Source organism: Qipengyuania nanhaisediminis (genome assembly GCF_045862805.1).
Taxonomy (GTDB): Bacteria; Pseudomonadota; Alphaproteobacteria; order Sphingomonadales; family Sphingomonadaceae; genus Erythrobacter; species Erythrobacter nanhaisediminis_A.
On sequence record NZ_AP025760.1, the window covers coordinates 1,496,900 to 1,521,200 of the forward strand.

The window sequence follows — 24,301 nt, forward strand, 5'->3', positions numbered from 1 at the left end:
TCCTACGCATGAACACGCATAGGACCAAATACGCGGTACTTGCCGCACCCATTGCGATTGCCTTTACCTTGTCTGCCCCGGCGCTTGCCGACGGGGTCGAGGCGGGCACGCTGATCGAGAACACCGCGACCGCATCCTTTGATGACGGCGACGGACCACGCACGATCGATTCGAACACCGTCATCGTGCGCGTCGACGAACTGATCGATGTCACCACCACCTCGCTCGACGGCGGGCCGGTCGGCGCGGTGCCGGGCGAAGCGGTGCTCAGCTTCGAGGTGACCAACCAGGGCAATGGACCCGAAGCCTATGCGCTGACCGCCAATCCGGTCGTCGCTGGCAATGATTTCGACACTACCGTCACCGCTCTTGCTGTCGATAGCAATGGCAACGGCACCTATGATCCGGGCGTCGACGAAGTGCTCACCGCTCCCGAAACCACCCGGGTGCTGGCCGCTGACGAGGCGATCACCGTCTTTGTCATCGTCGAAGTCCCCACTGGCGTTTCCGACGGCGAGACCAGCGATGTCGAACTCACCGCCGAAGCGGTGACCGGCACCGGCGCCCCGGGCACTGTCTTTGCCGGGCAGGGTGTTGACGGCGGCGATGCAATCGTCGGCGCGACGGGCGCCGATGACAGCGCCATCGGAACGCTCGCAGTAGGGATCACCACGGTCGATCTCGCCAAGAGCGTCTCGGTCGTCGATCCGTTCGACGGGTCGAGCGTTGTCCCCGGCTCGATCGCAACCTTCACCATCATCGCAACCGTCTCGGGCAGCGGCTCGGTCGATGCGCTTGTGGTCACCGACGCTATTCCCGACGGCACCTCTTACGTCGCCGGTTCGCTGACGCTCGACACGGGCGCGCTGACCGACGCGAGCGGCGATGATGCCGGTGAGGCCTCGGACCCGGCGGGAATCTCGGTTGACCTGGGAACGGTCAATGCCGGGGCGAGCCACACGATCACCTTCGATGTCGCGATAGATTGATAAAAAGATTTAGGTTGAGGAACCAAAACAATGAATATCATCGTCAAAGTGATCGCAGCTGCGCTCGCTGTCTCGGTCCCGGCCGTGCCGGCAATCGCCGCTCAAGACGCGCCGGATCAACCGGCAGGACCGATCGCACTTTCGGGCGACGTCAAAGCGGTCGAGACCAATCGCGATGCTGAAGGCAATGCCACGACCAGGCTTGTCGAACCCGATCTGATCGTACCGGGCGACCGGCTGGTTTTCGGGACCGAGTTTGCCAATATCTCGAGCGAACCGGTCGAAAATTTTGTCGTCACCAACCCGCTTCCCGCGGCGGTGCGCCTCGCTCCCGATGCCGATCCGGCGCTCACCGTTTCTGTCGATGGCGGCAAGAACTGGGGCACGCTCGCATCGCTCAGCGTGGCCGAGGACGACGGCACCACGCGCAGCGCCACGCACGAAGACGTGACGCATGTGCGCTGGACGCTCGCCGAGATCGCAGCAGGGGAGGCCGGACGGCTCGAATATCCCGCGATCATTCGCTGAACAGGACCAACAGGATCGGCCGTTGCACGCACAACGGCTGGTGAAATCCGCCAGGTCCCGTGGGCGGACATTCAGGACACGGGCACACGCAAAGGACCAGTACAATGAGACCAACAACCCAGTTGCTGGGTGCGGTAAGCGCGGTCGCGCTTGTCGCCATGTCCAGCACTCCGGCCCTCGCGGTCGGGACCACCGCCGGTGATTCAATCACCAACAACGTCTCCGTCAGCTTCCAGGTTGGCGGCGAGGACCAGACCGCGGTCACCGACAGCGATACCTTCACTGTCGACCGCAAGATCGACGTCAACGTCAACCTCGTGAGCACCTCACCCGTGTCGGTTTCGCCCGGCCAGAACCAGGCGCTCCTGACCTTTGACGTCACCAACCTTTCGAACGCGGTCGTTGATCTCGACCTCGATGCCGTCCTGACCGGAGGCACTGCTGCCAACATCCAGAACATCACCATGTATGGCGATGCCGATGGCAGCGGCACTTTCAACCAGGCCGATATCGATGCCGGCGCGATCAGCCATCTCGATGATGTCGCCGCCGATGACGGCACGGGCACCGATACCGTCAGCGTCTTCGTCGTTGCCGACATCACCACCGATGCTGTCAATGGCGACACGTTCGACATCGCGCTCGTCGCCGATGCTCATGAAAGCGGGACTGCTGGCCTGGGTGCCGAAATCACCGCGACTGCGGGTGCGAATACCGACGGCGTCGACACCGTGCTTGCCGATGGCAATGGCGGAACCGGCGAGGAAGCCAACAATGACGGTGCGTTCTCCGATGACGGTCAGTTTGCCGTCGCCGGCGCACTCGTTAGCGTGGTCAAGTCGAGCCGGATCATCAGCGATCCGGTCAACGGCACGACCAATCCCAAGGCCATTCCGGGTGCAGTGATCGAATATTGCATCGCGGTTTCGAATGCCGCGGGTGCAGCGACTGCAACTTCCGTCAACGTCGCCGATGACCTGCCGGCCGATGTGACCTTCATCACCGCGGGCAATACCGGTTCGTTCGGTATCTGGGTCGATGGCACCGCGACGATCGACAATTCGGGCGCGACCCCGGTTGCGACCTGCGCCAATGGCAGCGACGCCGAAGGCACTGCGGCTGCATCGTATTCAGCTGGTGCGGGTACGGGCGGGCTCGACCTGATCTCGGGCACGCTCAGCGACATCGCCGCAAGCGTCACGCGCTCGCTCTACTTCCGCGTCACGATCAACTGATCGGCGGAACTAGACCTTGCGTGTAACCCCTTTCCTGGGCCGCCTGGCAGCAGCGCTTTCGCTAGCGCTGCTGCCTCTTGGCGTGTCCGGGGAAGGGGCGCTCGCGCAGGACGCGGCCGCAAGCGCGGACCGCACGATCACCAATACGGCCGAAGCGCGTTACGAGTTTGCCGGGCGCCCGGTCGATGTCACCAGCAACACCGTCACGCTCGACGTTGCGATCGCTCCGCCTTCGATCCGCACCTTCCGGCCATCGCCTTCGGGCGGCATCGATCTCGATTATCGCTCCCCGGTCTGTCAGGTCGCGGGACAGAGCACGCAAGGGTCGGGCACCAGCGGCACATCGGGCGTTCAGTTCGATCCGATCCAGTCGTCAGTCGAGGCCACCTCGGTCTTGCGCGCAGGCCAGGTGCTGGTGTTCGAAGTCGATGCCCGGTCCGCCAATCGCGATCCGCAGGCGATCGACGAGCTGGAAATCACTCTCACGACCTCGACCGGGGACGTCGAGACCGAAACGATCTACGAAACCGCTCCCAATTCGGGCATTTTCATCGGCCAGATCGACACTGTGCGCATGCCGCCGGCCGTTGCCCAGGGCGATTGCGTGCTCAGCATCGTCGATGGCGCCGAAGTCACGATCACCGCGCGGCTGCCGGGAGGCACCGCGGTCATCATCGACACCATGGTCGAAGTGCTCGCCGATCCGTTCGGCGTAGTGTTCGACAGCGAGACCGGCGAACCGGTCGATGGTGCGACCGTGACGCTCATCGACGTCGCCACCGGTCTGCCCGCTACCGTGTTTGCCGAAGACGGCGTGACTGCCTGGCCTTCCACGGTCGTGTCGGGACAGCCGATCACCGATGGCGCTGGCAATGTCATATCGATGGAGCCGGGCGAATTCTGGTTCCCGCTGACTTTTCTCGGCACCTATCGGCTCGAAGTCACTCCGCCTGACCCCTATACCGCGCCCTCGGTGGTAAGCCCGGCTGCGATTTCGCAATTGACCCGTCCCGACGGACGCGGCTTCGTCATCCTCGACGGGTCCTATGGCGGCACCTTCACGCTCACCGATCCGACCCCAGTGCAGATCGACATCCCGCTCGACCGGCCCGGAGGCGATATCGGCCTCGTCAAGACCGCCTCGCGCCTGCGTGCAGAGCCGGGAGACGTGGTGTTTTACACCGTGACCGTGCGCAACACCGACGCAGCGCGCCCGCGCCGCGATGTTGTCGTCAGCGACACGCCGTCGCCCTGGCTGCGGCTGCGCCCCGATACCATCCGCATTGGCGGCGAAAGCCCGGCCGAAGCGGTCGAAGTCGCGCCTGACGGTTCGACCTTCACCCTGTCGCTGGGCGATCTCGATCCGGGCGAAGCGGTGCGCGTGACCTATGCCATGAGCGTGCGTCCCGACGCAGCGCCGGGCCGCGCGGTCAACACCGCGGTGGTCAACGATGCACTCGGCCGTTCGAGCCGCGCGAGCGCCGCAGTCGATATCGAGCGCGAACGCATTGCCGACCGTATGACGGTCATTGGCCGAATAAGCGCAGGCCCGTGCTCGGTCCGCGAACCGCGCGCCGGTATCCCGGGCGTGCGCGTGATGCTCGAGGACGGATCCTACGCGATCACCGATAGCCAGGGCCGCTATCACTTCGAAGGCGTCGTCCCCGGCACGCACGTGGTCGCGGTCGCGCGCATGACGCTGCCCGAGGGTGCAGAGCTCGTCGATTGCCATCGCGACACCCGCAGTGCCGGTTCGAAAAGCTCGCGTTTCGTAATCGGGCAGGGCGGCAGCCTCGTCGTTGCCGATTTCCACGCCATCGTTCCGCAGGGCGCGATCGAGGCGGTCGACCAGTTCGCCGAAACGCGACCCGACAGCGCTGGAGCACGCGCGGTCAACGTGATCGCAGGCGATGAAGATCTCGGCGACGCGCCGATCACCGCCGAGCGGCTCACCGATGCCGGTGTCCCCGAAAGCACCGCCGAGGCTGCCGAGGCCGCGGCAGGCATGTCCTATGCGCCCAACACCGACTGGATCGCGCTGGGCGACGGCGAAGACGGCTTTCTTACCCCCGGCATCACCGCCAATCCGCGTTCGCCGGCAATCCGCGTCGCGATCCGCCACCGCCGCGGGCAAAGTGTTGTCCTGCGCGTCGATGGCAAGGAAGTCAGCGGGCTCAATTTCGACGGCACGCTCACGCCCGATCGCGGCCAGTTCGCGGTGAGCACCTGGCGCGGTGTCCTGCTAGAAAACGAACGCAGCGTGCTCGAGGCAGACATCGTCAACAGCTTCGGCACCGTCTCGAAGACTTTCACCCGCGAGGTGTTCTTCACCACCACGCCGAGCCGGGTCGAGTTCGTCCCGGAAATGTCGAACCTGGTTGCAGACGGGCGCACCCGCCCGGTGATCGCGGTGCGCGTGCTCGATCGCAATGATCGCCCCCTGCGCGCCGGTGTCTCGGGCAATTTCACGCTCAACGCGCCCTATGAAAGCGCCGAGCAGATCGATCGCCAGCAATTGAACCAACTGACTGGGTTCGCGCCCAGTTCGGCGCGCTGGGTGGTCGAAGGCAGCGACGGGATCGCCCGGATCGAGCTTGCACCGACCATGGTCAGCGGCTCGCTGCGGCTCGATTTCGAATTCAGCGATGGCGAATTGGTGCGCGACCAGCAGCTCGAAGCCTGGATCGAACCCGGCGATATCGAGTGGACCATCGTGGGTCTCGCCGAAGGCACTGCCGGTGCGCGCTCGGTCGCCGACAACATGGAGCGCGCAGGCCGTTTCGAAAGCGACCTCGGCGATGACGCGCGCGTCGCGCTTTATGCCAAGGGCCGGGTGCTTGGCCGCTATCTCGTGACGCTTGCCTATGACAGCGCCAAGCAGCGTGCCGACCAACGCGTGCTCGGCGCGATCGACCCGCAGGCCTATTACACTGTCTTTGCCGACGGTTCGGCCCGCCGCTTCGACGCCGCCAGCCGCGAAAACCTCTATGTCCGGATCGAGACCGCGACTTTTTACGCGCTCTATGGCGATTTCCAGACTGCTTTCGACCAGACCGACCTTGCCCGCTACAACCGCACCGCAACGGGCCTTCGCGGCGAAGCGCGACTGGGCCGGGTCAAGGCCACTGCCTTCGCAGCGGAAATTGCCAGTCGCCTCCAGCGCGACGAGATCCAGGGCCAGGGCATTTCCGGACCCTACCGGCTTTCGAACCGCGCGATCCTCGCCAATAGTGAGCGAGTGACGATCGAGGTGCGTGACCGGTTCCGCAGCGAGCAGATCGTCTCGTCGCGCACGCTCACGCGCTTTGTCGATTATGACATCGACCTGCTTTCGGGGACCATCACCTTCGCTCGCCCGGTGCTGAGCCGTGATGGCTTTCTCAACCCGCAATTCATCGTGGTCGAATACGAGACCGACGGACCGGGCGGGGCAGAGCTGAGCGCGGGCCTTCGCGCTGACTGGACCAGCAATGACGGGCGGATCCGCATCGGCGCCAATGCGATCAGCGATGGCAATTCGGCTCAGAACGGCGCGCGCACCCATATCGGCTCGCTCGACCTGCGCGCCCAGATCACCGACAGCACCCAATTGCGCGGCGAATACGCGATGAGCCGCCGCAATGGCGAAAACGCGACCGGCTGGCTTGCCGAAGTGCAGCACCAGACCGGCAAGCTCGACCTGCTCGCCTATGCCCGCCGTCTCGATGCCGATTACGGGGTGGGCCAGCAGAACGGCGCGGAACTCGGCCGTCGCAAGTTTGGCATCGATGGGCGCTACCAGATGAGCGATAACATGAGCGTGCTCGGCAGCGTGTGGCAGGATGACAGCCTCACCGACACCACCCGCCGCCGCGCGGCGCAGCTGCAACTGGGCTACACCACCGGCAACACCGATCTGCGTCTTGGCCTCTCGCGCTTCGACGATCGGCTGGTGGATGGCTCGAACAACACCTCGACCGTGCTCGAAGCGGGCGTGACCCAGCGTCTGCTCGACAACAAGCTCGAACTGTCCGCAGCCAGCGCGATCGCGCTCGACCAGGCCGAGAGCATCGATCTGCCCGCGCGCCACCGCCTTGGCGTGCGCTATGCGCTGACCAATGATGTCCGCATCGTCGGCAGCTACGAGATTGCCGGCGGCGAAGAGATCGACGCGCGCCAGCTGCGCGGCGGGATCGAGGCGAGCCCGTGGCGCGGCGGCCAGATCGTCACCACGCTGGGCCAGGAAACGATCGGCGAATTCGGCAACCGCACCTTTGCCGCCTTCGGTCTCGCCCAGACCTTGCAGGTCACTCCCGAGCTTGCTCTCGACGCGACGATCGACGGCAACCGCACGATTGGCGGTGAACCGGCAAGCAGCGATCTGGTCAACCCGCTCCAGCCAGCGGCCAGCGGTGGACAGCTGACCGGCGGTCTGAATTTCGAGGACTTCACCGCGGTTACCTTCGGCGGCGCATGGCGCAAGGACCGCTGGAGCGTGACCGCACGCGGGGAATATCGCGACGGTGAGAACGCCGACCGCGCCGGCGCGACTTTCGGTGCGATCCGCCAGCTGGGCGAGGGCAGCATCCTGGGGTCCGGCATCACCTGGACCCGTGCAGAGGATGAAAACGGTCCGACCACCGAGATCCTCGATGCCAGCCTGGCTTTCGCGCACCGCCCCGCCACATCCGAATTCGCCATGCTCGGCAAACTCGAATATCGCAGCGACGCTGTCACCGGCGGCGTCTCGGGCCAGGCGGGCGGTGCGGGCCGGACCGCGCTCATCGTCGATGGCGATGCGACTTCGCGCCGCCTCGTTGCCAGCTGGTCGACGAACTGGTCGCCGCGCGACTGGGACGAAGACGCGTTCGGCACGTCCGAGCAGACCCGGCGCGACGAATATCGCCTGTTCGTGGGTGGCCGCTACAATTTCGACGAATTCGAAGGCACCGAGTTTTCGGGGACCACCGTGCTCGTCGGCGCCGATGCGCGGATCGGCATCGGCGAACGCTTCGAAATCGGGGCGAGCGCGACCGTTCGCGCAAATCTCGAAGACGACGTCACCGACTATTCCTATGGCCCCACCATCGGTTTCGTCCCGGTCGAAGGCATGCTGCTGACGCTGGGATACAATGTCGAAGGCTTCCGCGACGGTGATTTTTCTGCCGCGCGCAACACAGATGAGGGCCTGTTCGCAGCGATCCGGTTCAAATTCGACACCGACACGATCGAGGGGCTCGGCCGTTCGCTCGGGATCGGGAGGGGGCGTTGATGCGAACCCATCCTTTCACCGCTATTAAGGTAAACTCCCTATTTACCTTGAAAGCCTATGGCGAACTTATGTTTGCTTCGCTGCCCGGCGCGCTGCGCGCGCTTGTCATTTTCTCCACGATCGCCATCGGCATGTTCTCGCTCGCAGCGCAAGAGGCGCGCGCGCAGGGCGCAACGATCGACTGGGCCGATGCGGGGATCGCCAGTCAGGGTTCGCTGCCTTCGGGCACAACCGCGACCGGCGACGACGGCACCGTCGCGACCGTGGAATATTCCGTGGCGACGCAAGGCGGCGGCAGTTTCGATCCCGCCTTCGCGCCGACTTTCGTGAGCTATTTCAGTGGCACGATCGGTGGCGCGCAATCGCCGCTGCTTTCGGGCTTCGACGACCAGAGCTACGATCCGCGTGACAAGGTGACGATCACCATCTCGCTCGACCGCGCGGTCACTGGTCTCCAGTTTTCTCTCGGCGATATCGATACCGGCAATTTCATCGATGCGGTCGAGGTTCTCTACGACGACAACGCCGCGGGAAGTTTTACCAATGCCGCCCCCACGGCCGGGTTCTGGACGACAGGCAGCTCGGTGACGCGCACCAACGACGCTACCGTCGATGGTTGGCGCGGGACAGCCAATTCGACCACGGCCTCGACCAATGGCAACATCAATTTCGATTTCGGCAGCCAGTCGGTTCAGCGCATCCGAATCGTCTATTTCAGCTATACCGGCAGCGGCGATCCCTCCTCGCAGTTCCTGGCCATCTCGGATTTCGACTACGACGCTCCGGGAGCAGACCTTTCGCTGACCAAGACGCTGATTGGCTCTCCGCCGGTCAGCGGCGGGTCCGCGACATGGCGGCTGACTGCGAGCAATGCCGCCACCTCGCAACTTACCGCGAACAATGTCGCTGTGACGGACACGTTTCCGTCCGGCTTTACCTTCACCTCGGCGAGCGGCGATGGCAGCTTCAATTCGGGATCCGGCGTGTGGAGCGTGGGCACGCTTGCCCCCGGGGCGAGCGCGAGCCTGACGATCACCGGCACCATTTCGAGCGCATCGGGAACGAGCGTGACCAATATCGCCGAAATCACCGCGAGCAGCGCCTTCGATCCCGATTCCACCGTGAATAACGGCGTTGCCAGCGAGGACGACTACGCGACCGCGACCTTCACGGTGCAATCGGGGCGGCAGCCAGGCATCCCGCCGGTGCTGTCATGCCCGGCAGGCAGCTCGATCTTCGACTGGGATGCAATCCCCGGCTGGACTGACGGTTCGACTGACAACACCTATGCCTTTGCCAGTTTCGGCAATATCCGCTTCCAGATTTCCAATGACGGTGTGTTTCTGAACAGTGCCAATTTCGGCGGCCAGACGCCGACGGTGCACAATTACTATTCGGGCGGCATTTCGCCTGCCGAAGACAGCCTGCACATGCTTGCCAACCAGGCGAACCAAGCGGGTGTCGCGACGGTCACGATCACGCTGCCGCGCAGTTTCACCGGCCTGCAATTCTCGATCTTCGACGTCGATTTCGGCAACAACCAGTTCGCCGACCGGGTCGAGGTCATCGGCAGCAATGGCGGGACGAACGTCTCCCCGATCCTCACCAACAGCAATGCGAATTACGTCAGCGGCAATGCGGTGATTGGTGACCTCGGGTCGGGCAATGCCGAGGCGCTGGGGAATATGGTGGTGACCTTCACCGCACCGGTCGACACGGTGACGATCCGCTATGGCAATCACACCACCGCTCCCGCCAATCCCGGCCAGCAGGGTATTTCGGTGCACGATATCAACGTGTGCGACCCGTTCACCACGCTCAATGTCAGCAAGGTCAGCACGGTCATCTCAGACCCTGTCAACGGTACCACCAATCCCAAGGCGATCCCCGGCGCGACTGTCGAATATCTCATCACCGTCACCAATACCGGCGCGTCCGAAACCGATGCGGACAGCGTGGTGGTCTGGGACGAGGGGCCGGCCGATGCCAAGATGTGCCTGATAAGCCGCAGTGGCGGCCCGGTGATCTTTGCCGATACCGACAATGATGACGGGCTGATCTACGATTACGGCGGAACCGGCGATGTGCAACTCGATCTGGCGGTGACCGGCGACGATCTCGAGTTTTCCTCGAACAGCGGCACTACCTTCGATTACGTGCCGAGCGCCGATGCGCAAGGCTGCGACAGCGCCATCACCGATTTTCGCGTCAGGCCCGGAGGCGCCTTTTCCGCAGGCGGCGATTTCACCGTCACGGTGCGCTACGTGATCGAATAGGGCTAGATGAAGCGCCGCTCGCGCGTTTCGATCGGCTGGCTCATTCCCGATTTCTCGCGCAGATGCGTGACCAGGGCCTTGTGGCGTGGATGGTTCACGCGGCGGGCCAAGACGCGCTGCACCCGGCCGGTCAGTCCGCGCGGATCGAACGGTTTGCGCACGAAATCCTGCGCCCCGGCATAGATCGCCTGGCTCTCATCCTCGGTCCCGCTCATCGCGGTGAACATGATCACCGGCAGGTCGTAGAATTCCTCTGACTGGCGCAGGCGGCGCAGCAGCGTGACGCCCGACATGCCCGGCATGTCCTGGTCCAGCAAGAGCACGTCGGGTCGGCGTGTCTTAAGCAGCGCCCAGGCATCCTCGCCGCTGGTCACCCAGCCGCAGGCATGACCCGCATCGATCAGGACCTGGCTGGCGAGTTCGGCGATCAGTTCGTCGTCGTCGGCAATGAGGATATGGGCCATTTGTCGTGCTTCCGGGAGTTGAACGGGCATCGGTGTCGAATTGGATTACGACAGCAGGGACAATGCGAAGCTTTGCCGGACCCTCGTATCGCTACGTAGGGTCGGCTGTTGCTCGCCGGCTTTCGCCCTGCCAGAGGGGCAGCGATGACAGCCAAGCACGATACCTCCCGCTTCCTTGCCACTGACGCGATCCACAATCTGCGCGATTACGGCGGCTACCGCACGGCCAGCGGCGGACAGGTGAGGCGCGGCTGGCTCTACCGCTCGGGCCACCACGCCGAAGCCAGCGATAGCGATCTCGCCCAGGTCGAACGGCTTGCCTTGCGCCACGTGATCGATCTTCGTGGCGAAAGCGAGCGCGCGCGCCACACTTGCCGCCGCCACGACGGCTTTGCCGGCGAGGTGCTGTTTTTCGAGGGCGAGACGGCTGGCCTCGCGCCCCATCTCGAAGCTGCGCAGGGCAGCATCGATGCGCAAAGCGCGCACGATGCGATGGTGACACTTTACGCGGCCTTGCCAGACCGCGCGGGGCTTAACGCCATCCTCACGCGCTTTTTCGCCAGCCTCGCGCGCGGCGAGGGGGCGAGCCTTGTCCATTGCGCCGCCGGAAAGGACCGCACCGGCATCGCGGTCGATTTGCTCCACCACGCGCTCGGCGTGCATCCCGACGATGCCATGGACGATTACCTCCTCACCAACGCCTCGCCGCGCAACGAGGAGCGGATCGCCCACGGCATGCAATTGCTCGGCGAGAAATACGGCGCGCATGACGAGGCCACCGCGCGCGTTCTCATGGGAGTCGATGCCGCTTTTCTCGAGGCCGCGCGCGCGTCGGTCACAGAGCGATACGGTTCGACCGACGCCTATCTGGCGAAGGTGCTGGGCGTCGATGCGGCCATGCGCGATGCGTTGATAGCTGCGCTTGTGGATGCGTAAGACAATCCGCGCGCGCCGGAATTGAAGCGCGCGTCGCTTGCGCCTAGATCGACCGGGCACGTTTACAGGAATCACCCAATGGCAACCCACCGCACCAAGATGCTCATCATCGGCTCCGGCCCAGCAGGCTACAGCGCCGCAATCTACGCCGCGCGCGCCATGCTAGAGCCGATCGTGGTGCAGGGTCTCCAGCCCGGCGGACAGCTGACCATCACCACCGATGTCGAGAACTATCCCGGCTTTCGCGAAGTGGTGCAGGGGCCGTGGCTGATGGAGGAAATGAAAGCGCAGGCCGAGCATGTCGGCACGCGCATGATGTATGACATCATCGTCTCGGTCGACCTTGAAAACGGCTCTCCTTTCCGTGCCATCGGCGATAGCGGCGATGAATATGTTGCCGACACCGTGGTCATCGCGACCGGGGCGCAGGCGAAATGGCTCGGCGTTCCGGGCGAACAGGAACTGGGCGGCAAGGGCGTTTCGGCCTGCGCGACCTGCGACGGGTTCTTCTACCGCGGCAAGAAGGTCGCGGTGATCGGAGGCGGCAACACCGCGGTCGAGGAAGCGCTCTACCTCACCAACCACTCCGACGATGTCACCCTGATCCACCGCCGCGACGAATTGCGCTCGGAAAAGATCCTGCAGGACCGATTGTTCAAGAATCCCAAGATCACGACGCTCTGGAACAAGACCGTCGAGAGCTTCGAGGCGGGCGAGAACGGCGCGCTCTCGCACCTCGTCCTCAAGGACACCCAGACCGGCGAGACCTCGACATTCGCTGCCGACGGGGCCTTCGTCGCGATCGGCCATGCGCCGGCGACCGAATTGTTCAAGGGCAAGCTGCCGATGGACGATGCCGGCTATCTCGATGTCGAGCCCGGCACGCCCAAGACCGCGATCCCGGGCGTGTTCGCTGCGGGCGATGTCACCGACCACGTCTATCGCCAGGCGGTCACCGCTGCCGGGATGGGCTGCATGGCGGCGCTCGATGCGGAACGCTACCTCGCCGCGCGCGAGGACGCTCTCGAAAGCGAAGCCGCCGAATAGGCGACAGGCGGCAGCGCCCGTTCGGGGACCGCCGCCTTGCCAGTGCCCCCTAGAGGTGGATGTCGAAGATCGACACCGCCGCGTGGAAGATCAGCACGATCAGCACGAGGCTCGACAAGAGGAACAGCACGAAGCGCACCATCACCTTGTTCGCGGTGACCTGCACCAGCGAGTGCACGACCCGCAGGCCGACATAAATCCAGGCCAGAAACGCGTTCATCCCGTCGCCATGGCCGATGATCGCGAGCACGATCGCGACTGCGTAGAACAAGGTCGGCGCTTCGTGCAGGTGATTGTAATTGTGCGCTTTCCACTGGACCTCGGCGGGCAGTTCGCTGTCGAGCGAGACCTGCGGGTCATTCACCAGCCGATCGACATCGACCTTGGCCTTCGTCATTGCGGGGATGCGGGTGACATACATCCACGCCCAGATGATCATGGTCCAGATCATCAGCGCGACCGCGGGTCCCAGGATTTCCATTCCGGTCATTGTCAGGTCCTTGTCGTAGAAATTGTCATTGCGGTGCGAGCGAGGGATCGGCGAACACGGTCGCCATCACCGCGCTTATCGCGAGCGCCACCAGCACCAGCGTGCTCAGCAGGAACAACAGGATGCGCACCGGCAGCTTGTTGAACAGGATCTGCCACAGCGAGTGGACGATCCTGATCCCGACATAGATCCATGCCAGGGCCACGTCCCATTCGCCCGGTCCAATGATGGCCAGGATGACACTGACCGCGTAGAAAAGCGTCGGCTGTTCGTGCAGGTGGGTGTGGTTGTGCGCGGGCCAGTTGGCCTTGTCGGGCAGCACGCCTTCGAGATCGGGTCCGCGCGGACCGATCTTCTTGGGAAAGACGCTCTTGTCTTCGACCTTGGCAATCGCGCCAAAGCGGGTGGGGACCATCCAGAACAGGACGATCAGCGTCCAGATCACCAGCACCGCTGCCGGTGCGAGCATTTGAGTCTGCATTGCGATTGTTCCCCTCTCGTCCCTTGTGTCTGGGTAAGTGTAAGAGCGCGCCGCTCTTGTCAAACGCGCGTGGCGCACGCTTCCCCGGCGATGGTCGCGGCAAAGGCGGCCGGATCGGCATTGCCGCCTGTCACCATGATCACGCTGCCTTCGTCGAGCGGCACCTTGCCCGCGAGGGCTGCGGCGAGCGCTGCCGCACCACCCGGCTCGATGACGAGCCGCATGTTCGCAAAGGCCCAACGCTGCGCATCGCGCACCTCGTCATCGCTCACGGTCACGCCGGGCTCTGCGCGGCCTCGGAGTAAATCCAGATTGATCCGCTTGGTCACATTGGGCTGGAGCGCATCGCAGATGGTCGCCGGCGCGGGGTCGGCGACGCTCACCAGCCGTCCTTGCGAAATCGCCTGTCCCACCATGTCCCAGCCCTCTGGCTCGACGAGATGGATGGCCGAGGCGGGGCAGGCGAGCGCCAGTCCTGCGGACAAGCCCCCGCCGCCGCAGCAGGCCACGATCCGCGAGGGTTCGCGGCCGAGCTGGGCGGCGATCTCGATCCCGGCGCTGCCCTGTCCCTCGATCACCCAGGGGTCGCCGAAAGCGTGGACCAGAGTGCCGCCATTCTCGGCGATCAGTCCGGCAGCTACCTCGTCGCGATCCTCGCCAGGGCGCTGGTAGGGCACGACCTCGGCGCCGAGCGCGCGGGTATTGTCGAGCTTCACCTGCGGAGCGTCGTGCGGCATCACGATGGTCGCTGCGATGCCTAGCCGCCGCGCGGCCCATGCCACCCCTTGCGCGTGGTTGCCCGATGATACCGCGACCACGCCCGCCGCGCGTTCCTGTTCGGACAGGTTCACCAGTCGCCACCATCCGCCCCTGATCTTGAAAGCGCCGATCGGTTGCAGGTTCTCGGCCTTTACATGGACCGTAACGCCGCCGATCTCGACCGGCAGCAGGGGGGTGGGCGGCAGAATCTCCGCGATGGCCCTGGCAGCGGCGACAACCCCGTCGCGGCTGGGATTGCGGTGCGTGGCCGATTGTTCAGTCAATGGCTTGGTTTCCTGAATGGGTGGAACACATGGAACACTGTCCAGGGCCAAAAAAACCGCGCCCTTCGCACGCCCGGCCCTGATACGGGGAACCGGTCGGGCGCGGCACGGCGCGGGGTATGAGGCGGCAGATCGTCATGGCCGATGCGATAGGCGAGGCGGCGCGCGTAGGAAATCCCGGATCGATTGAGGCTCCCCGATCATTCGACTAGGGACACGCGCAAGAATCGAAAATGCAAAGGTGAAGACTATGTCGAAAGTGCTGGTGATCGGGGCAGGGGGCGTGAGCAGCGTCTGCGTCCACAAGATGGCGATGAACGCGGAAATCTTTTCCGAGATCCACCTTGCCAGCCGCACGAAATCGAAATGCGATGCGATTGCGAAAAGCGTGAAGGAACGCACCGGCGAGGATGTCGCGACCTACGAGATCGATGCCGAGGAAGTGCCTGCCATGGTCAACCTCATCCGCAAGGTGAACCCTTCGCTCGTCGTCAATCTCGCGCTGCCTTACCAGGACCTGCCGATCATGGATGCCTGCCTCGAAGCGGGCGTCGATTACCTCGACACCGCCAATTACGAGCCCAAGGACGAGGCAAAGTTCGAATACAAGTGGCAATGGGCCTATCACGACCGCTTCAAGGAGGCCGGGCTGATGGCGCTCTTGGGTTCGGGCTTCGACCCCGGCGTGACCAGCGTTTTCACCATGTGGCTCAAGAAGCACAAGCTCAAGACCATTCGCCAGCTCGACATTCTCGACTGCAATGGCGGCGATCACGGCCAGGCCTTCGCGACCAATTTCAACCCCGAAATCAACATCCGCGAAGTCACCGCGCCCGCGCGCCACTGGGAAAACGGCGAGTGGGTGGAAACCCCAGCGATGCAGGTCAAGACCGAGTTCGATTTCGAGGCGGTGGGCAAGAAGAACGCCTATCTCATGTATCACGAGGAGCTCGAAAGCCTTGCCAAGTTCAACCCCGAGCTTGAACGCGCGCGGTTCTGGATGACCTTTGGCGATGAATACATCAAGCACCTCACTGTGCTCCAGAATGTCGGCATGACCGGGATCGAGCCGATCCGCTATCAGGGCAAGGAAATCATCCCGCTGCAATTCCTCGCAGCCGTGCTGCCCAAGCCCGAAACGCTCGGCGAGACGACCAAGGGCAACACCAATATCGGCGTGATCGCAACCGGCGAGGCAATTGACGGGTCGGGCGAAAAGACGTTCTACATCAACAACATCTGCAGCCACGAGGCCGCCTATGAGGAAACCGGCAATCAGGCGGTTAGCTACACCACGGGCGTTCCCGCCATGATCGGAAGCGCCATGATGGTCACCGGCAAGTGGGAAGGCGACGGTGTCTTCAACATGGAAGAGATGGACCCCGATCCCTTCATGGAGATGCTTGGCGAACACGGCCTGCCGTGGAACGTGAAGGAACTCGACGGGCCGGTGGACTTCTAAGGGGCGCGAGGGGAATGGAAACGAAAGCCGGCGATCCGGGCGCCTTTGCCGATTTCGACCTGTCGCGCGTCGACAGTCCCGCTTTCGTCATCGACGCCGCCAAATTGCGCGCCAATTGCCAGGTGCTTGCACAGGTCCGCGACGAGGCGGCGAGCGATGGGGCGGACATCAAGGTGTTCGCCGCTCTGAAGGCGTTCTCGATGTGGTCGGTCGCGCCGCTGATTGGCGAATATCTCGACGGGGTTTGCGCGAGCGGGCTGTGGGAAGCTCGGCTGGCGAGCGAGTTCTATGACGGCGAGATCGCGACCTATTCGCCCGCCTTCAAGCCCGAGGACCTGGAAGAGATTTGCCGGCTTTCCGACCACGTGATCTTCAATTCGCCGACTCAGATGAAACGCGCCGCGCTGATCCTCGATGCGGCATCGGTGACCGGCGGCGACGTTTCGGCAGGCTTGCGGATCAACCCGATGGTCGCGACCGGAGAGGTGCCGCGTTACGATCCGTCCTCGCCCGGCTCGCGGCTCGGCTTTCCGATCGATCAATTGACCGAGGAGCATATGGAAGGGGTCGAAGGCATCCACTTCCACAATCTGTGCGAGCAGACATTCGAGCCCTTGCGCCAGACATGGGACCGCGTTTTCGACGCGATCGAACCGTGGTTCGGGCAATTGAAATGGATCAATATGGGCGGCGGGCACCACATCACCCGCGCCGATTACGAGCGCCGGGAACTGGTGGAATTCCTGCGCGATGCGGCCGAGGATACGGGCGCGCGAATCATCATCGAACCGGGCGAGGCGGTCGCTCTCGACGCGGGCATACTGGTCGGGACGCTGCTCGATACCGGCTTCAACGAAGTGCCGGTGGGTATCACCGATGTCTCGGCCACCTGCCACATGCCCGACGTGATCGAGGCGCCCTATCGTCCCGCCATGCTCGGCGAGCTTGACGATGACACCATCCCGATCCGGCTTGGCGGTCCGTCCTGCCTCGCAGGCGACGTGATCGGCGACTATCGCCTGCCGGTGCCGGCGGAACCGGGCGCGCGCTTCGCCTTCCTCGACCAGGCGCATTATTCGATGGTCAAGACCAACACCTTCAACGGCGTGCCTCTGCCGGGCATCTGGTTGTGGGACAGCGAGACCGACGCGCTCGAATGCGTGCGCCGGTTTGATTACGAGACCTTCCGCGACCGGTTGAGCTAGGCGCTCAAAGGCCCTTGCGACCGAAGCCTGCCGCCCTGCGCGGCACGTTTTCGCGCGCGTCATCGCTGATCGGGGGCGGGGCGGCATTGTCGGCTTCTTCGGCGAGGACGCGGCCGCGCTCGCACTGGTTGATCGCGGTCGCAAGGCTTGCCATTGCGGCGAATTGCTCGGCCGCCTCGGCCACGCGCGCGGCGTCTTCCTCCGCCTTCATCGAGCCGCTTTCGAACATGTCGCCGCTCTCGATCGCGATCACCACCGATTGCCCGCGAAACAGGGCGCGCACGGCCTCGCCATTGAACGCCTTTTCGAGCACCAGCAGGTGTTCGACATAGGAAGGGTGGATGAGCACGCGCGCCTCGACCTGGTCGTCGCTCCAGACCTCGAAGACGCCGTCGAAATCGGGATGGACCTGGTCGACGCAATCGAGCCGGTGCCCGGAGAAGCTGACATGGTCCTTGCGCCCGCCGAGCCCGAACCATTTCTTGTGCTTGCCCGCGCGCTGGAGCAGCGTGGTCGAGTGGAACCGGCGGCCGAATTCCATGGTGATGATCGCGCCGCGAAAGACCGTGACCCAGCGGCGGTTCTTGCCCGATCCGCGGCGTTCCTCGAGATGCGCTTCGTAGAGGTTGAATTCGTGGCCCTCGAGCGTGCCGAACCAGCGATCCTCGAAGCTGTCGCGGTGATGCGAGGGGACAAGGCCATAGGTCTTGCACAACCGGTATTCCTCGCCCGGCGCGCAATCGTGGGTGTAGGTGATGCCAAGATCGGAGGCGATCGCCGAATTGATCCCGATCTTCACCCGCTTCTTCGCCTCGGAAATCGGCTTGTATCCCCAGCCGGCCACAGCGGCCATGGCGAGCGCGGAAATGTAGAACTTCGTATCGCCGAGCGAAAAGGGGAGAAACCACAGAAAGGCGAGTGCGGGCAGAAGCGCGATCGCGCCGTAGAACCAGCGATTGTGCGCCTTGGCCCTGGCTTCGTCGCGCATGGCCTGTTGCTGGGCCAGCCAGCCGCCCAGTTCGCCTTGCAACAAGCCCTGCACATCTGCGCGCATGATCGTCCCGTCTCCCGCTCGAGGCCTTCGCCTAGCGCATCCTTAACCATTGCATGTTAGGAATTGGTTGATCGAATTGCGAACGGAGGGGCCAAGTGGTCGAAATATTCGGATGGTTCTGGACGTCGGCCTTGCTGGTCCTCGTCGTGGGCGGCGTGCTGCTGTTGATCGGCATTTACAACCGGCTCGTCGGACTGCGCCAGAACGTCAACCAGGGGCGCGCCGATATCGATGCGCAATTGCGCCAGCGCCACGATCTCATCCCCAATCTCGTCGAGACCGTCAAAGGCTATGCCGGGCATGAAAGCCAGACGCTCGAGGCGGTGATCAACGCCCGCAATGCTGCTGCGAGCGGATCGCCCGACAGCGCGAGCGAGCAGGGCCTGAGGATCGCGCTCGACAAGCTGCTGGCGCTGGGCGAGGCCTATCCCGACCTCAAGGCATCGGCCAATTTCCAGGAATTGCAGCGCGAACTTGCCGATATCGAGGACAAGCTCGCCGCCGCACGCCGCGCGCTCAATGCCGCCGTGTCGCGCTTCAACACCGCGCGCGAGAGCTTCCCCGCAGTGCTGTTTGCCGGACTTCTCGGTTTCCGCGAGGCCGATTTCAACACGCTCGACGACAGCGAGCGCGGTACGGTCGACCAGGTGCCGCAGGTCGGATTTTCCTGACCGCCGATCCAGGCCAGACCGGAACAATAACCGCGCGCGCCGCTTGGTAGGATAGACCACCAGGCGGCGCGCGTTTTCGCGTGCGATTTTGTTTGCGAATTCGCGCGGCAAGACTATATGCGCGCTTCCTCTGCCCCAAGGGACATGACCGCAAGGCAGGCTCGTAACCGTTTGGTCGAACACTGAACCATTAGGGGGTCCCTTGCATTGCACAGCCAGAGCGAAGCCAGTTTTGCCGACGCGCGCGCAGTAGCCCGCGCGCTCCAGCCTGACGATCCCGTCATTCTCAATCGCCCGCACGCTGCCCGGCGCGCGGCGAAGTTCTTCGTCGAATCCTTCCCCGGCAAGGTGCTTTATGCGGTCAAGGCCAATCCCGCGCCCGACCTGATCGAAGTGCTGTGGGATGCGGGCGTCACCCATTACGACGTTGCCTCGATCGCCGAGGTGCGGCTGGTGCGCGCGCTCCTGCCCGAAGCGGTGCTGTGCTTCATGCACCCGATCAAGACCCGCGGCGCGATCCGCGAGGCCTATCACCAGCACGGCGTCAAGACCTTCAGCCTCGACAGCGCCGAGGAACTGGAAAAGATCGTCGATGCCTGCCGCGACCCCGAGACCGGCGAACCGGCGCGGGATTTGCGCCTGTGCGTGCGGATCCGCGTCAGCAGCGAATATTCCGAGCTCAGCCTTGCTTCCAAGTTCGGCTGCGACCTGCTCGAGGCGCCCGGCCTGCTCCAGCAATCGCGCCAGCATTGCGACTGGCTCGGCGTGTGCTTCCATGTCGGCAGCCAGGCGATGAGCCCGTTCGCCTATGTCCAGGCGCTCGACCGCACCCGCGCAGCGATCGCCGAAGCGAGCGTCGTGATCGACATGATCGATGTCGGCGGCGGTTTTCCGAGCATCTATCCGGGCATGGAACCGCCCCCGCTCGAGGATTACTTCCAGATCATCCACCAGCATTTCTACGCGCTTCCCGTCGCCTACAATGCCGAATTGTGGTGCGAGCCGGGCCGCGCGCTGTGTGCCGAATATTCGAGCATGATCGTCAGGGTCGAGCGCCGCCGTTCGGACGAGCTCTATATCAATGACGGTGCCTATGGCGCGCTCTACGATGCCGCCCATGTCGGCTGGCGTTTCCCGGTGCGCGCGCTCGAAGATGACCTGCGCGATGCGAGCGAGGATTTCGCGTTCTACGGTCCGACCTGCGACGATGCCGATTACATGGCGGGCCCGTTCCCGCTGCCCGGCGACATCCAGGCCGGCGACTATATCGAGATCGGCATGCTCGGCGCCTATGGTGCGGCGATGAAGACAGGCTTCAACGGTTTCGGCGAGGCCGAGGTGGTGACCGTCACCGACGAGCCGATGATGAGCCTGTTCGACGGCAGCCGCGTGCGCCCCGAGGCCGACAATGTGGTGAGCTTGCGCTAGGCGTCAGCACAGCTGCCAAAATCACGGAAACGGAAAGTCGCCTCTTCGCGAGATGGCCGCGATTTCCCAGTAATTCAGGCGGTGGTCGCCCGATTTCTCGATCTCGAATTCGCGGCGTCTTTCGCGCGGCATCATCATGATCTGCCTCACCAGCTGCGCGAGCGATCCGCGGCGTATGCCCTTGAGCCCGTCGAGCAATCCGCCACCGTCATCGGCGCGGTGCAAGGTGCAGTGTGCGTCCCAATTCATCGGCCCCGTCATATCCGGCTCCTTTCATCGAGTCCCGGCACGATACGCCTCGATGGGGCCTGTCGGCAAGCGCGCGCAGGATCTGCCGGTGGCGGCGGCCTTCAGCCGAAGCCGATGAAACGCGCCGCCTCATCGACCGAGCGGCGCGTAATCTTGACCGGGTTGGCGGGAAAATCGGGGTCGGGCCAACCCATCGCAACCGCCTTCATGATCACCTGGTCGTCGGGGATCCGGGCATGTTCGCGCACTACCGGGCTTTGCATGATGCCTTGGGAATTGATGACGCAGCCCAGCCCGCGCGACCACGCCGCATTGACCAGCGCAGTGGTCACCGCGCCGCAATCGAAGGGGGTGTCGTCGCTTCCCGACAATTCGCGGTCATAGGTGACGATCACGCAGACCGGCGCGTCGAACTGGCGAAAACCGCGCAGCACCCAGTCCTGGCGTTTTTCCTTGTCGCCGCGCTCGATACCCATTGCCTCGAACAATTGTACCGCGCAGCCGACCTGCCGATCGCGGTGCTTGCCGGCAAAGGGTTCGCCGCGCCGGAATTCGCGGCTGTCGGGTTCGCCTGCGAGTATGCGCTCGGTATTGCCCTTGCGGATCCGATCGAGCGGTTCGCCGGTGATCACGTGGAAGTGATAGGGCTGGGTGTTCATCGAGGAGGGCGAACGCATGGCGAGCGCGAGCACTTCGGCGATCAGCGCGCGCGGCACTGGCTTGTCGAGATAGCTGCGTATCGACCGGCGCGAGAGCACCACTTCATCGTATTTCTGATCGGGATTGCCGCCCATCTGTCGTTTGTCCTTGGCTGTTTCGCGCAAGGACTAGCGCAGCCATGCGCGGGCGCAAAATACGCTAGGGAAGCGGCGGCTTCAGGCGGCAGGCCCCATGCTGTCTGCGATCACCGCATCGAGATATTCCCCGGCGTAATCGGTCTCGACCTCGCACCACAGCAGCTTGTGATCGGAAAGCTGCATGCGGCGATAGAACCGCTTGAAATAGGCTTTTGCCCCGGCATCGTCGCGCTCGTCATCGATCAGCTTGAGGATGGTGTCGCGGGTCTCGCCCCGCTCCTGCGCGCGCCGGGCGACGGCGAGGTAATGGTCTGCATCCTGGTCGCGATAGACATGGGCGAGCATATCAAAAGCGCCCGAGCGCAAGACCTTGAAATGCGGGTTGGCAGCCTTGACCGCGATCTGGTCGTAATGATGCTTGTCGCCGAGATCGGTGGTGTGTCCGGTCGCGCTTTCGAAGCCGTTTTCGCTCAGGCGCTGCATGGTCTCGTGTTCGGGCGAGACGATGTTGAAATCGCCCAGCAGCATGTAATTGGCGTTCCACCCCCCTTCCTCGGGCTTGACCCAGCCTTCTTCCCTCGCGATCGCGACACCCTGGTCGCGCTCCCATTCCTGGCGATCGGCAAGGAACCGCGCGATCGCGCCGATCTCGTCCTTGCGCCGCGCCATCTTGGCGGAAGAATTGCTCGATGAGCCGTAGAGGATGTGGACGGTGACGAGCTTGAATTCGAGCCAGCCCGACCGGAATGTCACCGCAAAGGGCGTGCGCGCGAACTGCACCTCTTCGACCGTGCCCTGATCGTTCTTGACCTCGATCCCGCTCCCGCGCGGCAGAACGATCTCGCCCACCTCCTTGCAAAAGCGGACCTTGCGCTTTCGAAACAGGAAGGCGAGCCGTTCGTTGTTGCCATCATCGGTGCGGCCCTCTCCGGTCGGCTTGCCCGAGGTATCGGAGACGACATATTCCCATTCATCGCCAAGATACTTGTCGACCAGCTCGTTGAGTTTGGACAGGTTGCGATTGACCTCCTGTACCGCGACGAGATCGAAATGGTCGATGATCTCGGCGATGTAGAGCATCGATTCGACCGTGCGGTCATAGGTGCCCGAATTCCCGAAATGCATGATGTTCCACGTCGCCAGCCTGAGGCTGCGTTCGTTCGTGGTGTCGTGGATTTCGGCCTTGAGCCCGGTCTTGAGCGCCTTCAGCCGTTCGGCGACGAAGCGCCGGTGTTCGGCATCGGTCCTGAAACCCCAGCGTACGCGGTGTATCTTGGCCATCGTTCATCCCCCATCTGCCCGCGGCAAGTCTGGGGGATTTGCGAGCTACGCTCAAGCTGCCTTGGCAAGTTCCATGTCGAGCCGGTCCCAGATCTCGACCAGGGCAGCGGTGAGATCGTCCATCATCGCCTCGGTGTGCATCGGGCCGGGAGTGAAGCGCAGGCGTTCGGTGCCGCGCGGTACGGTGGGGAAATTGATCGGCTGCACATAGACGCCGTATTCGGCGAGCAGGATGTCGCTGATCTTCTTCGCGCGCACCGGGTCGCCCACCATCAGCGGGACGATATGGGTGACGCTGTCCATCACCGGCAAGCCGGCTTCTGCGAACTTGAGCTTGAGCATGGCGGCCGCGCCCTGCTGGGCGTTGCGCTCGACATTGGAATTCTTGAGATGCCTCACCGAGGCGAGCACGCCTGCGACCAGCACCGGCGAAAGCGAAGTGGTGAATATGAAGCCGGGCGCATAGGAGCGAATGCAATCGATCACGCGCTTGTCGGCCGCGATATAGCCGCCCATCACCCCGAACGCCTTGCCCAGGGTGCCTTCGATGATGTCGATCCGGTCAGCGGCATCGTCGCGTTCGGAAATGCCGCCGCCATGTTCGCCATACATGCCGACCGCGTGAACCTCGTCGATATAGGTCAGCGCGTTGTACTTGTCGGCGAGGTCGCAGATCGCGTGGATCGGGGCGATGTCGCCGTCCATCGAATAGACGCTTTCGAAGGCGATGACCTTGGGCGTCTCGTGATCCTCGGCAGCGAGCAATTCCTCGAGATGCGCCATGTCGTTGTGGCGGAAGACGCGTTTCTCGCAGCCCGAATTGCGGATGCCTGCGATCATGCTCGCATGGTTCAGTTCGTCGGAAAAGATCACGCAGCCGGGCAGCAGCTTGGCCAGGGTGGAAAGCGTCGCGTCGTTCGAGACATAGCCGCTGGTGAACAGCAGCGCGCCTTCCTTGCCGTGGAGTTCGGCCAGTTCGCGTTCGAGTTCGACATGCAGGTGGGTGTTGCCGCCGATGTTGCGGGTGCCGCCAGAACCTGCGCCGACATCGTGCAGCGCCTCTTCCATCGCGCCGATCACGACATCGTGCTGGCCCATGCAAAGGTAATCGTTCGAACACCACACGGTGATCGGCTTGGGCCCGTTATGGCCGTGGAAACAGCGCGCATTGGGATAGGCGCCCTTGTTGCGCAGGATGTCGATGAAGACGCGGTAACGCCCTTCCTCATGCAAGCGGTCAATCGCCTGGTCGAAGATGTGGTCGTAATTCATTGGTTCGGTTTGGGCTCACGCTCTGGTCCGCTCGGACGGCCCGTTTGATCGGGTCCTTGACATCCGAAATTGCAAGTTCGCAGACCATACAACCCCTATGGCCCTGTGATCGCGCCCATCTTTAAGCGAGCGACGGGCGCAT

The 24,301-nt window shown here is 63.7% G+C and carries 20 protein-coding genes; 11 read left to right on the forward strand and 9 right to left on the reverse strand.

Annotation, left to right across the window (positions count from 1 at the left end; all coding sequences use genetic code 11):
* Positions 1 to 8: 8 nt before the first annotated feature.
* The 5 genes from ACKTSM_RS07220 to ACKTSM_RS07240 all read left to right on the forward strand — a co-directional run bounded on the left by ACKTSM_RS07220 (position 9) and on the right by ACKTSM_RS07240 (position 10,279).
* A complete protein-coding gene (locus ACKTSM_RS07220; RefSeq protein ID WP_407873984.1) occupies positions 9 to 989 on the forward strand; it encodes a hypothetical protein in 981 nt (326 codons plus the stop codon).
* A 30-nt stretch (positions 990 to 1,019) separates the two neighbouring features.
* Complete coding sequence (locus ACKTSM_RS07225; protein ID WP_407873985.1) at positions 1,020 to 1,517, forward strand: hypothetical protein; 498 nt, start codon at positions 1,020 to 1,022, stop codon at positions 1,515 to 1,517.
* A gap of 104 nt (positions 1,518 to 1,621) precedes the next feature.
* Entirely contained in the window at positions 1,622 to 2,752 is a 1,131-nt protein-coding gene (locus ACKTSM_RS07230; protein WP_407873986.1) for a hypothetical protein, read from the forward strand.
* 16 nt (positions 2,753 to 2,768) lie between these two features.
* Entirely contained in the window at positions 2,769 to 8,003 is a 5,235-nt protein-coding gene (locus tag ACKTSM_RS07235) for a hypothetical protein (RefSeq protein ID WP_407873987.1), read from the forward strand.
* Between the two features lie 68 nt (positions 8,004 to 8,071).
* Entirely contained in the window at positions 8,072 to 10,279 is a 2,208-nt protein-coding gene (locus ACKTSM_RS07240) for a DUF11 domain-containing protein (RefSeq protein WP_407873988.1), read from the forward strand.
* 2 nt (positions 10,280 to 10,281) lie between these two features.
* Here the strand turns inward: ACKTSM_RS07240 and ACKTSM_RS07245 are convergent, their stop codons facing one another.
* The gene (locus tag ACKTSM_RS07245) at positions 10,282 to 10,743 is read right to left on the reverse strand and encodes a response regulator (protein ID WP_407873989.1); all 462 of its coding nucleotides are present in this window, start codon (positions 10,741 to 10,743) and stop codon (positions 10,282 to 10,284) included.
* 144 nt (positions 10,744 to 10,887) lie between these two features.
* On the opposite strand from ACKTSM_RS07245, the gene ACKTSM_RS07250 reads away from it, so the two are divergent.
* Both ACKTSM_RS07250 and trxB read left to right on the forward strand, forming a co-directional pair.
* The gene (locus tag ACKTSM_RS07250; RefSeq protein WP_407873990.1) at positions 10,888 to 11,679 is read left to right on the forward strand and encodes a tyrosine-protein phosphatase; all 792 of its coding nucleotides are present in this window, start codon (positions 10,888 to 10,890) and stop codon (positions 11,677 to 11,679) included.
* 78 nt (positions 11,680 to 11,757) lie between these two features.
* The gene (gene trxB, locus ACKTSM_RS07255; protein WP_407873991.1) at positions 11,758 to 12,726 is read left to right on the forward strand and encodes a thioredoxin-disulfide reductase; all 969 of its coding nucleotides are present in this window, start codon (positions 11,758 to 11,760) and stop codon (positions 12,724 to 12,726) included.
* Positions 12,727 to 12,775: 49 nt separating this feature from the next.
* On the opposite strand, the gene ACKTSM_RS07260 is transcribed toward trxB, so the two are convergent.
* The 3 genes from ACKTSM_RS07260 to ACKTSM_RS07270 are packed head-to-tail and all read right to left on the reverse strand — an operon-like array spanning position 12,776 to position 14,740.
* Positions 12,776 to 13,216: an MAPEG family protein gene (locus tag ACKTSM_RS07260; protein WP_407873992.1), complete on the reverse strand. Its 441-nt coding sequence runs from the start codon at positions 13,214 to 13,216 to the stop codon at positions 12,776 to 12,778.
* Between the two features lie 25 nt (positions 13,217 to 13,241).
* Positions 13,242 to 13,697: an MAPEG family protein gene (locus ACKTSM_RS07265; protein ID WP_407873993.1), complete on the reverse strand. Its 456-nt coding sequence runs from the start codon at positions 13,695 to 13,697 to the stop codon at positions 13,242 to 13,244.
* Between the two features lie 59 nt (positions 13,698 to 13,756).
* The gene (locus ACKTSM_RS07270) at positions 13,757 to 14,740 is read right to left on the reverse strand and encodes a threonine/serine dehydratase (RefSeq protein WP_407873994.1); all 984 of its coding nucleotides are present in this window, start codon (positions 14,738 to 14,740) and stop codon (positions 13,757 to 13,759) included.
* Between the two features lie 250 nt (positions 14,741 to 14,990).
* Between ACKTSM_RS07270 and ACKTSM_RS07275 the strand changes: the two genes are divergently transcribed.
* The gene (locus ACKTSM_RS07275) at positions 14,991 to 16,202 is read left to right on the forward strand and encodes a saccharopine dehydrogenase family protein (protein ID WP_407876334.1); all 1,212 of its coding nucleotides are present in this window, start codon (positions 14,991 to 14,993) and stop codon (positions 16,200 to 16,202) included.
* A 14-nt stretch (positions 16,203 to 16,216) separates the two neighbouring features.
* Complete coding sequence (locus tag ACKTSM_RS07280; protein ID WP_407873995.1) at positions 16,217 to 17,407, forward strand: carboxynorspermidine decarboxylase; 1,191 nt, start codon at positions 16,217 to 16,219, stop codon at positions 17,405 to 17,407.
* A 4-nt stretch (positions 17,408 to 17,411) separates the two neighbouring features.
* On the opposite strand, the gene ACKTSM_RS07285 is transcribed toward ACKTSM_RS07280, so the two are convergent.
* Entirely contained in the window at positions 17,412 to 18,461 is a 1,050-nt protein-coding gene (locus tag ACKTSM_RS07285) for a DUF3137 domain-containing protein (protein WP_407873996.1), read from the reverse strand.
* Positions 18,462 to 18,556: 95 nt separating this feature from the next.
* On the opposite strand from ACKTSM_RS07285, the gene ACKTSM_RS07290 reads away from it, so the two are divergent.
* Both ACKTSM_RS07290 and ACKTSM_RS07295 read left to right on the forward strand, forming a co-directional pair.
* The gene (locus ACKTSM_RS07290) at positions 18,557 to 19,132 is read left to right on the forward strand and encodes a LemA family protein (protein ID WP_407873997.1); all 576 of its coding nucleotides are present in this window, start codon (positions 18,557 to 18,559) and stop codon (positions 19,130 to 19,132) included.
* 207 nt (positions 19,133 to 19,339) lie between these two features.
* A complete protein-coding gene (locus ACKTSM_RS07295; RefSeq protein WP_407873998.1) occupies positions 19,340 to 20,560 on the forward strand; it encodes a type III PLP-dependent enzyme in 1,221 nt (406 codons plus the stop codon).
* Between the two features lie 21 nt (positions 20,561 to 20,581).
* Here the strand turns inward: ACKTSM_RS07295 and ACKTSM_RS07300 are convergent, their stop codons facing one another.
* From ACKTSM_RS07300 to hemA, 4 genes are all read right to left on the reverse strand, one after another.
* Entirely contained in the window at positions 20,582 to 20,821 is a 240-nt protein-coding gene (locus ACKTSM_RS07300; RefSeq protein WP_407873999.1) for a hypothetical protein, read from the reverse strand.
* Positions 20,822 to 20,910: 89 nt separating this feature from the next.
* On the reverse strand, positions 20,911 to 21,603 hold the full coding sequence (locus ACKTSM_RS07305) for a nitroreductase (RefSeq protein WP_407874000.1): 693 nt from the start codon (positions 21,601 to 21,603) through the stop codon (positions 20,911 to 20,913).
* An 81-nt stretch (positions 21,604 to 21,684) separates the two neighbouring features.
* Positions 21,685 to 22,887: an endonuclease/exonuclease/phosphatase family protein gene (locus ACKTSM_RS07310; RefSeq protein ID WP_407874001.1), complete on the reverse strand. Its 1,203-nt coding sequence runs from the start codon at positions 22,885 to 22,887 to the stop codon at positions 21,685 to 21,687.
* Between the two features lie 51 nt (positions 22,888 to 22,938).
* Positions 22,939 to 24,159 (reverse strand): 5-aminolevulinate synthase, encoded by a 1,221-nt coding sequence (gene hemA, locus ACKTSM_RS07315; protein ID WP_407874002.1) that lies wholly within the window; start codon positions 24,157 to 24,159, stop codon positions 22,939 to 22,941.
* Positions 24,160 to 24,301 lie beyond the last annotated feature (142 nt).

What these genes read in the sequence shown, in the direction of transcription:
- ACKTSM_RS07240 (WP_407873988.1), top strand. Translation starts at nt 8,072, where the DNA reads ATGTTTGCTTCGCTGCCCGGCGCGCTGCGCGCGCTTGTCATTTTCTCC.
- ACKTSM_RS07310 (WP_407874001.1), bottom strand. Translation starts at nt 22,887, where the DNA reads ATGGCCAAGATACACCGCGTACGCTGGGGTTTCAGGACCGATGCCGAA.
- ACKTSM_RS07275 (WP_407876334.1), top strand. Translation starts at nt 14,991, where the DNA reads ATGTCGAAAGTGCTGGTGATCGGGGCAGGGGGCGTGAGCAGCGTCTGC.
- ACKTSM_RS07285 (WP_407873996.1), bottom strand. Translation starts at nt 18,461, where the DNA reads ATGCGCGCAGATGTGCAGGGCTTGTTGCAAGGCGAACTGGGCGGCTGG.
- ACKTSM_RS07260 (WP_407873992.1), bottom strand. Translation starts at nt 13,216, where the DNA reads ATGACCGGAATGGAAATCCTGGGACCCGCGGTCGCGCTGATGATCTGG.
- ACKTSM_RS07305 (WP_407874000.1), bottom strand. Translation starts at nt 21,603, where the DNA reads ATGGGCGGCAATCCCGATCAGAAATACGATGAAGTGGTGCTCTCGCGC.
- ACKTSM_RS07245 (WP_407873989.1), bottom strand. Translation starts at nt 10,743, where the DNA reads ATGGCCCATATCCTCATTGCCGACGACGACGAACTGATCGCCGAACTC.
- ACKTSM_RS07300 (WP_407873999.1), bottom strand. Translation starts at nt 20,821, where the DNA reads ATGACGGGGCCGATGAATTGGGACGCACACTGCACCTTGCACCGCGCC.
- ACKTSM_RS07225 (WP_407873985.1), top strand. Translation starts at nt 1,020, where the DNA reads ATGAATATCATCGTCAAAGTGATCGCAGCTGCGCTCGCTGTCTCGGTC.
- ACKTSM_RS07280 (WP_407873995.1), top strand. Translation starts at nt 16,217, where the DNA reads ATGGAAACGAAAGCCGGCGATCCGGGCGCCTTTGCCGATTTCGACCTG.
- ACKTSM_RS07250 (WP_407873990.1), top strand. Translation starts at nt 10,888, where the DNA reads ATGACAGCCAAGCACGATACCTCCCGCTTCCTTGCCACTGACGCGATC.
- ACKTSM_RS07220 (WP_407873984.1), top strand. Translation starts at nt 9, where the DNA reads ATGAACACGCATAGGACCAAATACGCGGTACTTGCCGCACCCATTGCG.
- ACKTSM_RS07265 (WP_407873993.1), bottom strand. Translation starts at nt 13,697, where the DNA reads ATGCAGACTCAAATGCTCGCACCGGCAGCGGTGCTGGTGATCTGGACG.
- trxB (WP_407873991.1), top strand. Translation starts at nt 11,758, where the DNA reads ATGGCAACCCACCGCACCAAGATGCTCATCATCGGCTCCGGCCCAGCA.
- ACKTSM_RS07230 (WP_407873986.1), top strand. Translation starts at nt 1,622, where the DNA reads ATGAGACCAACAACCCAGTTGCTGGGTGCGGTAAGCGCGGTCGCGCTT.
- hemA (WP_407874002.1), bottom strand. Translation starts at nt 24,159, where the DNA reads ATGAATTACGACCACATCTTCGACCAGGCGATTGACCGCTTGCATGAG.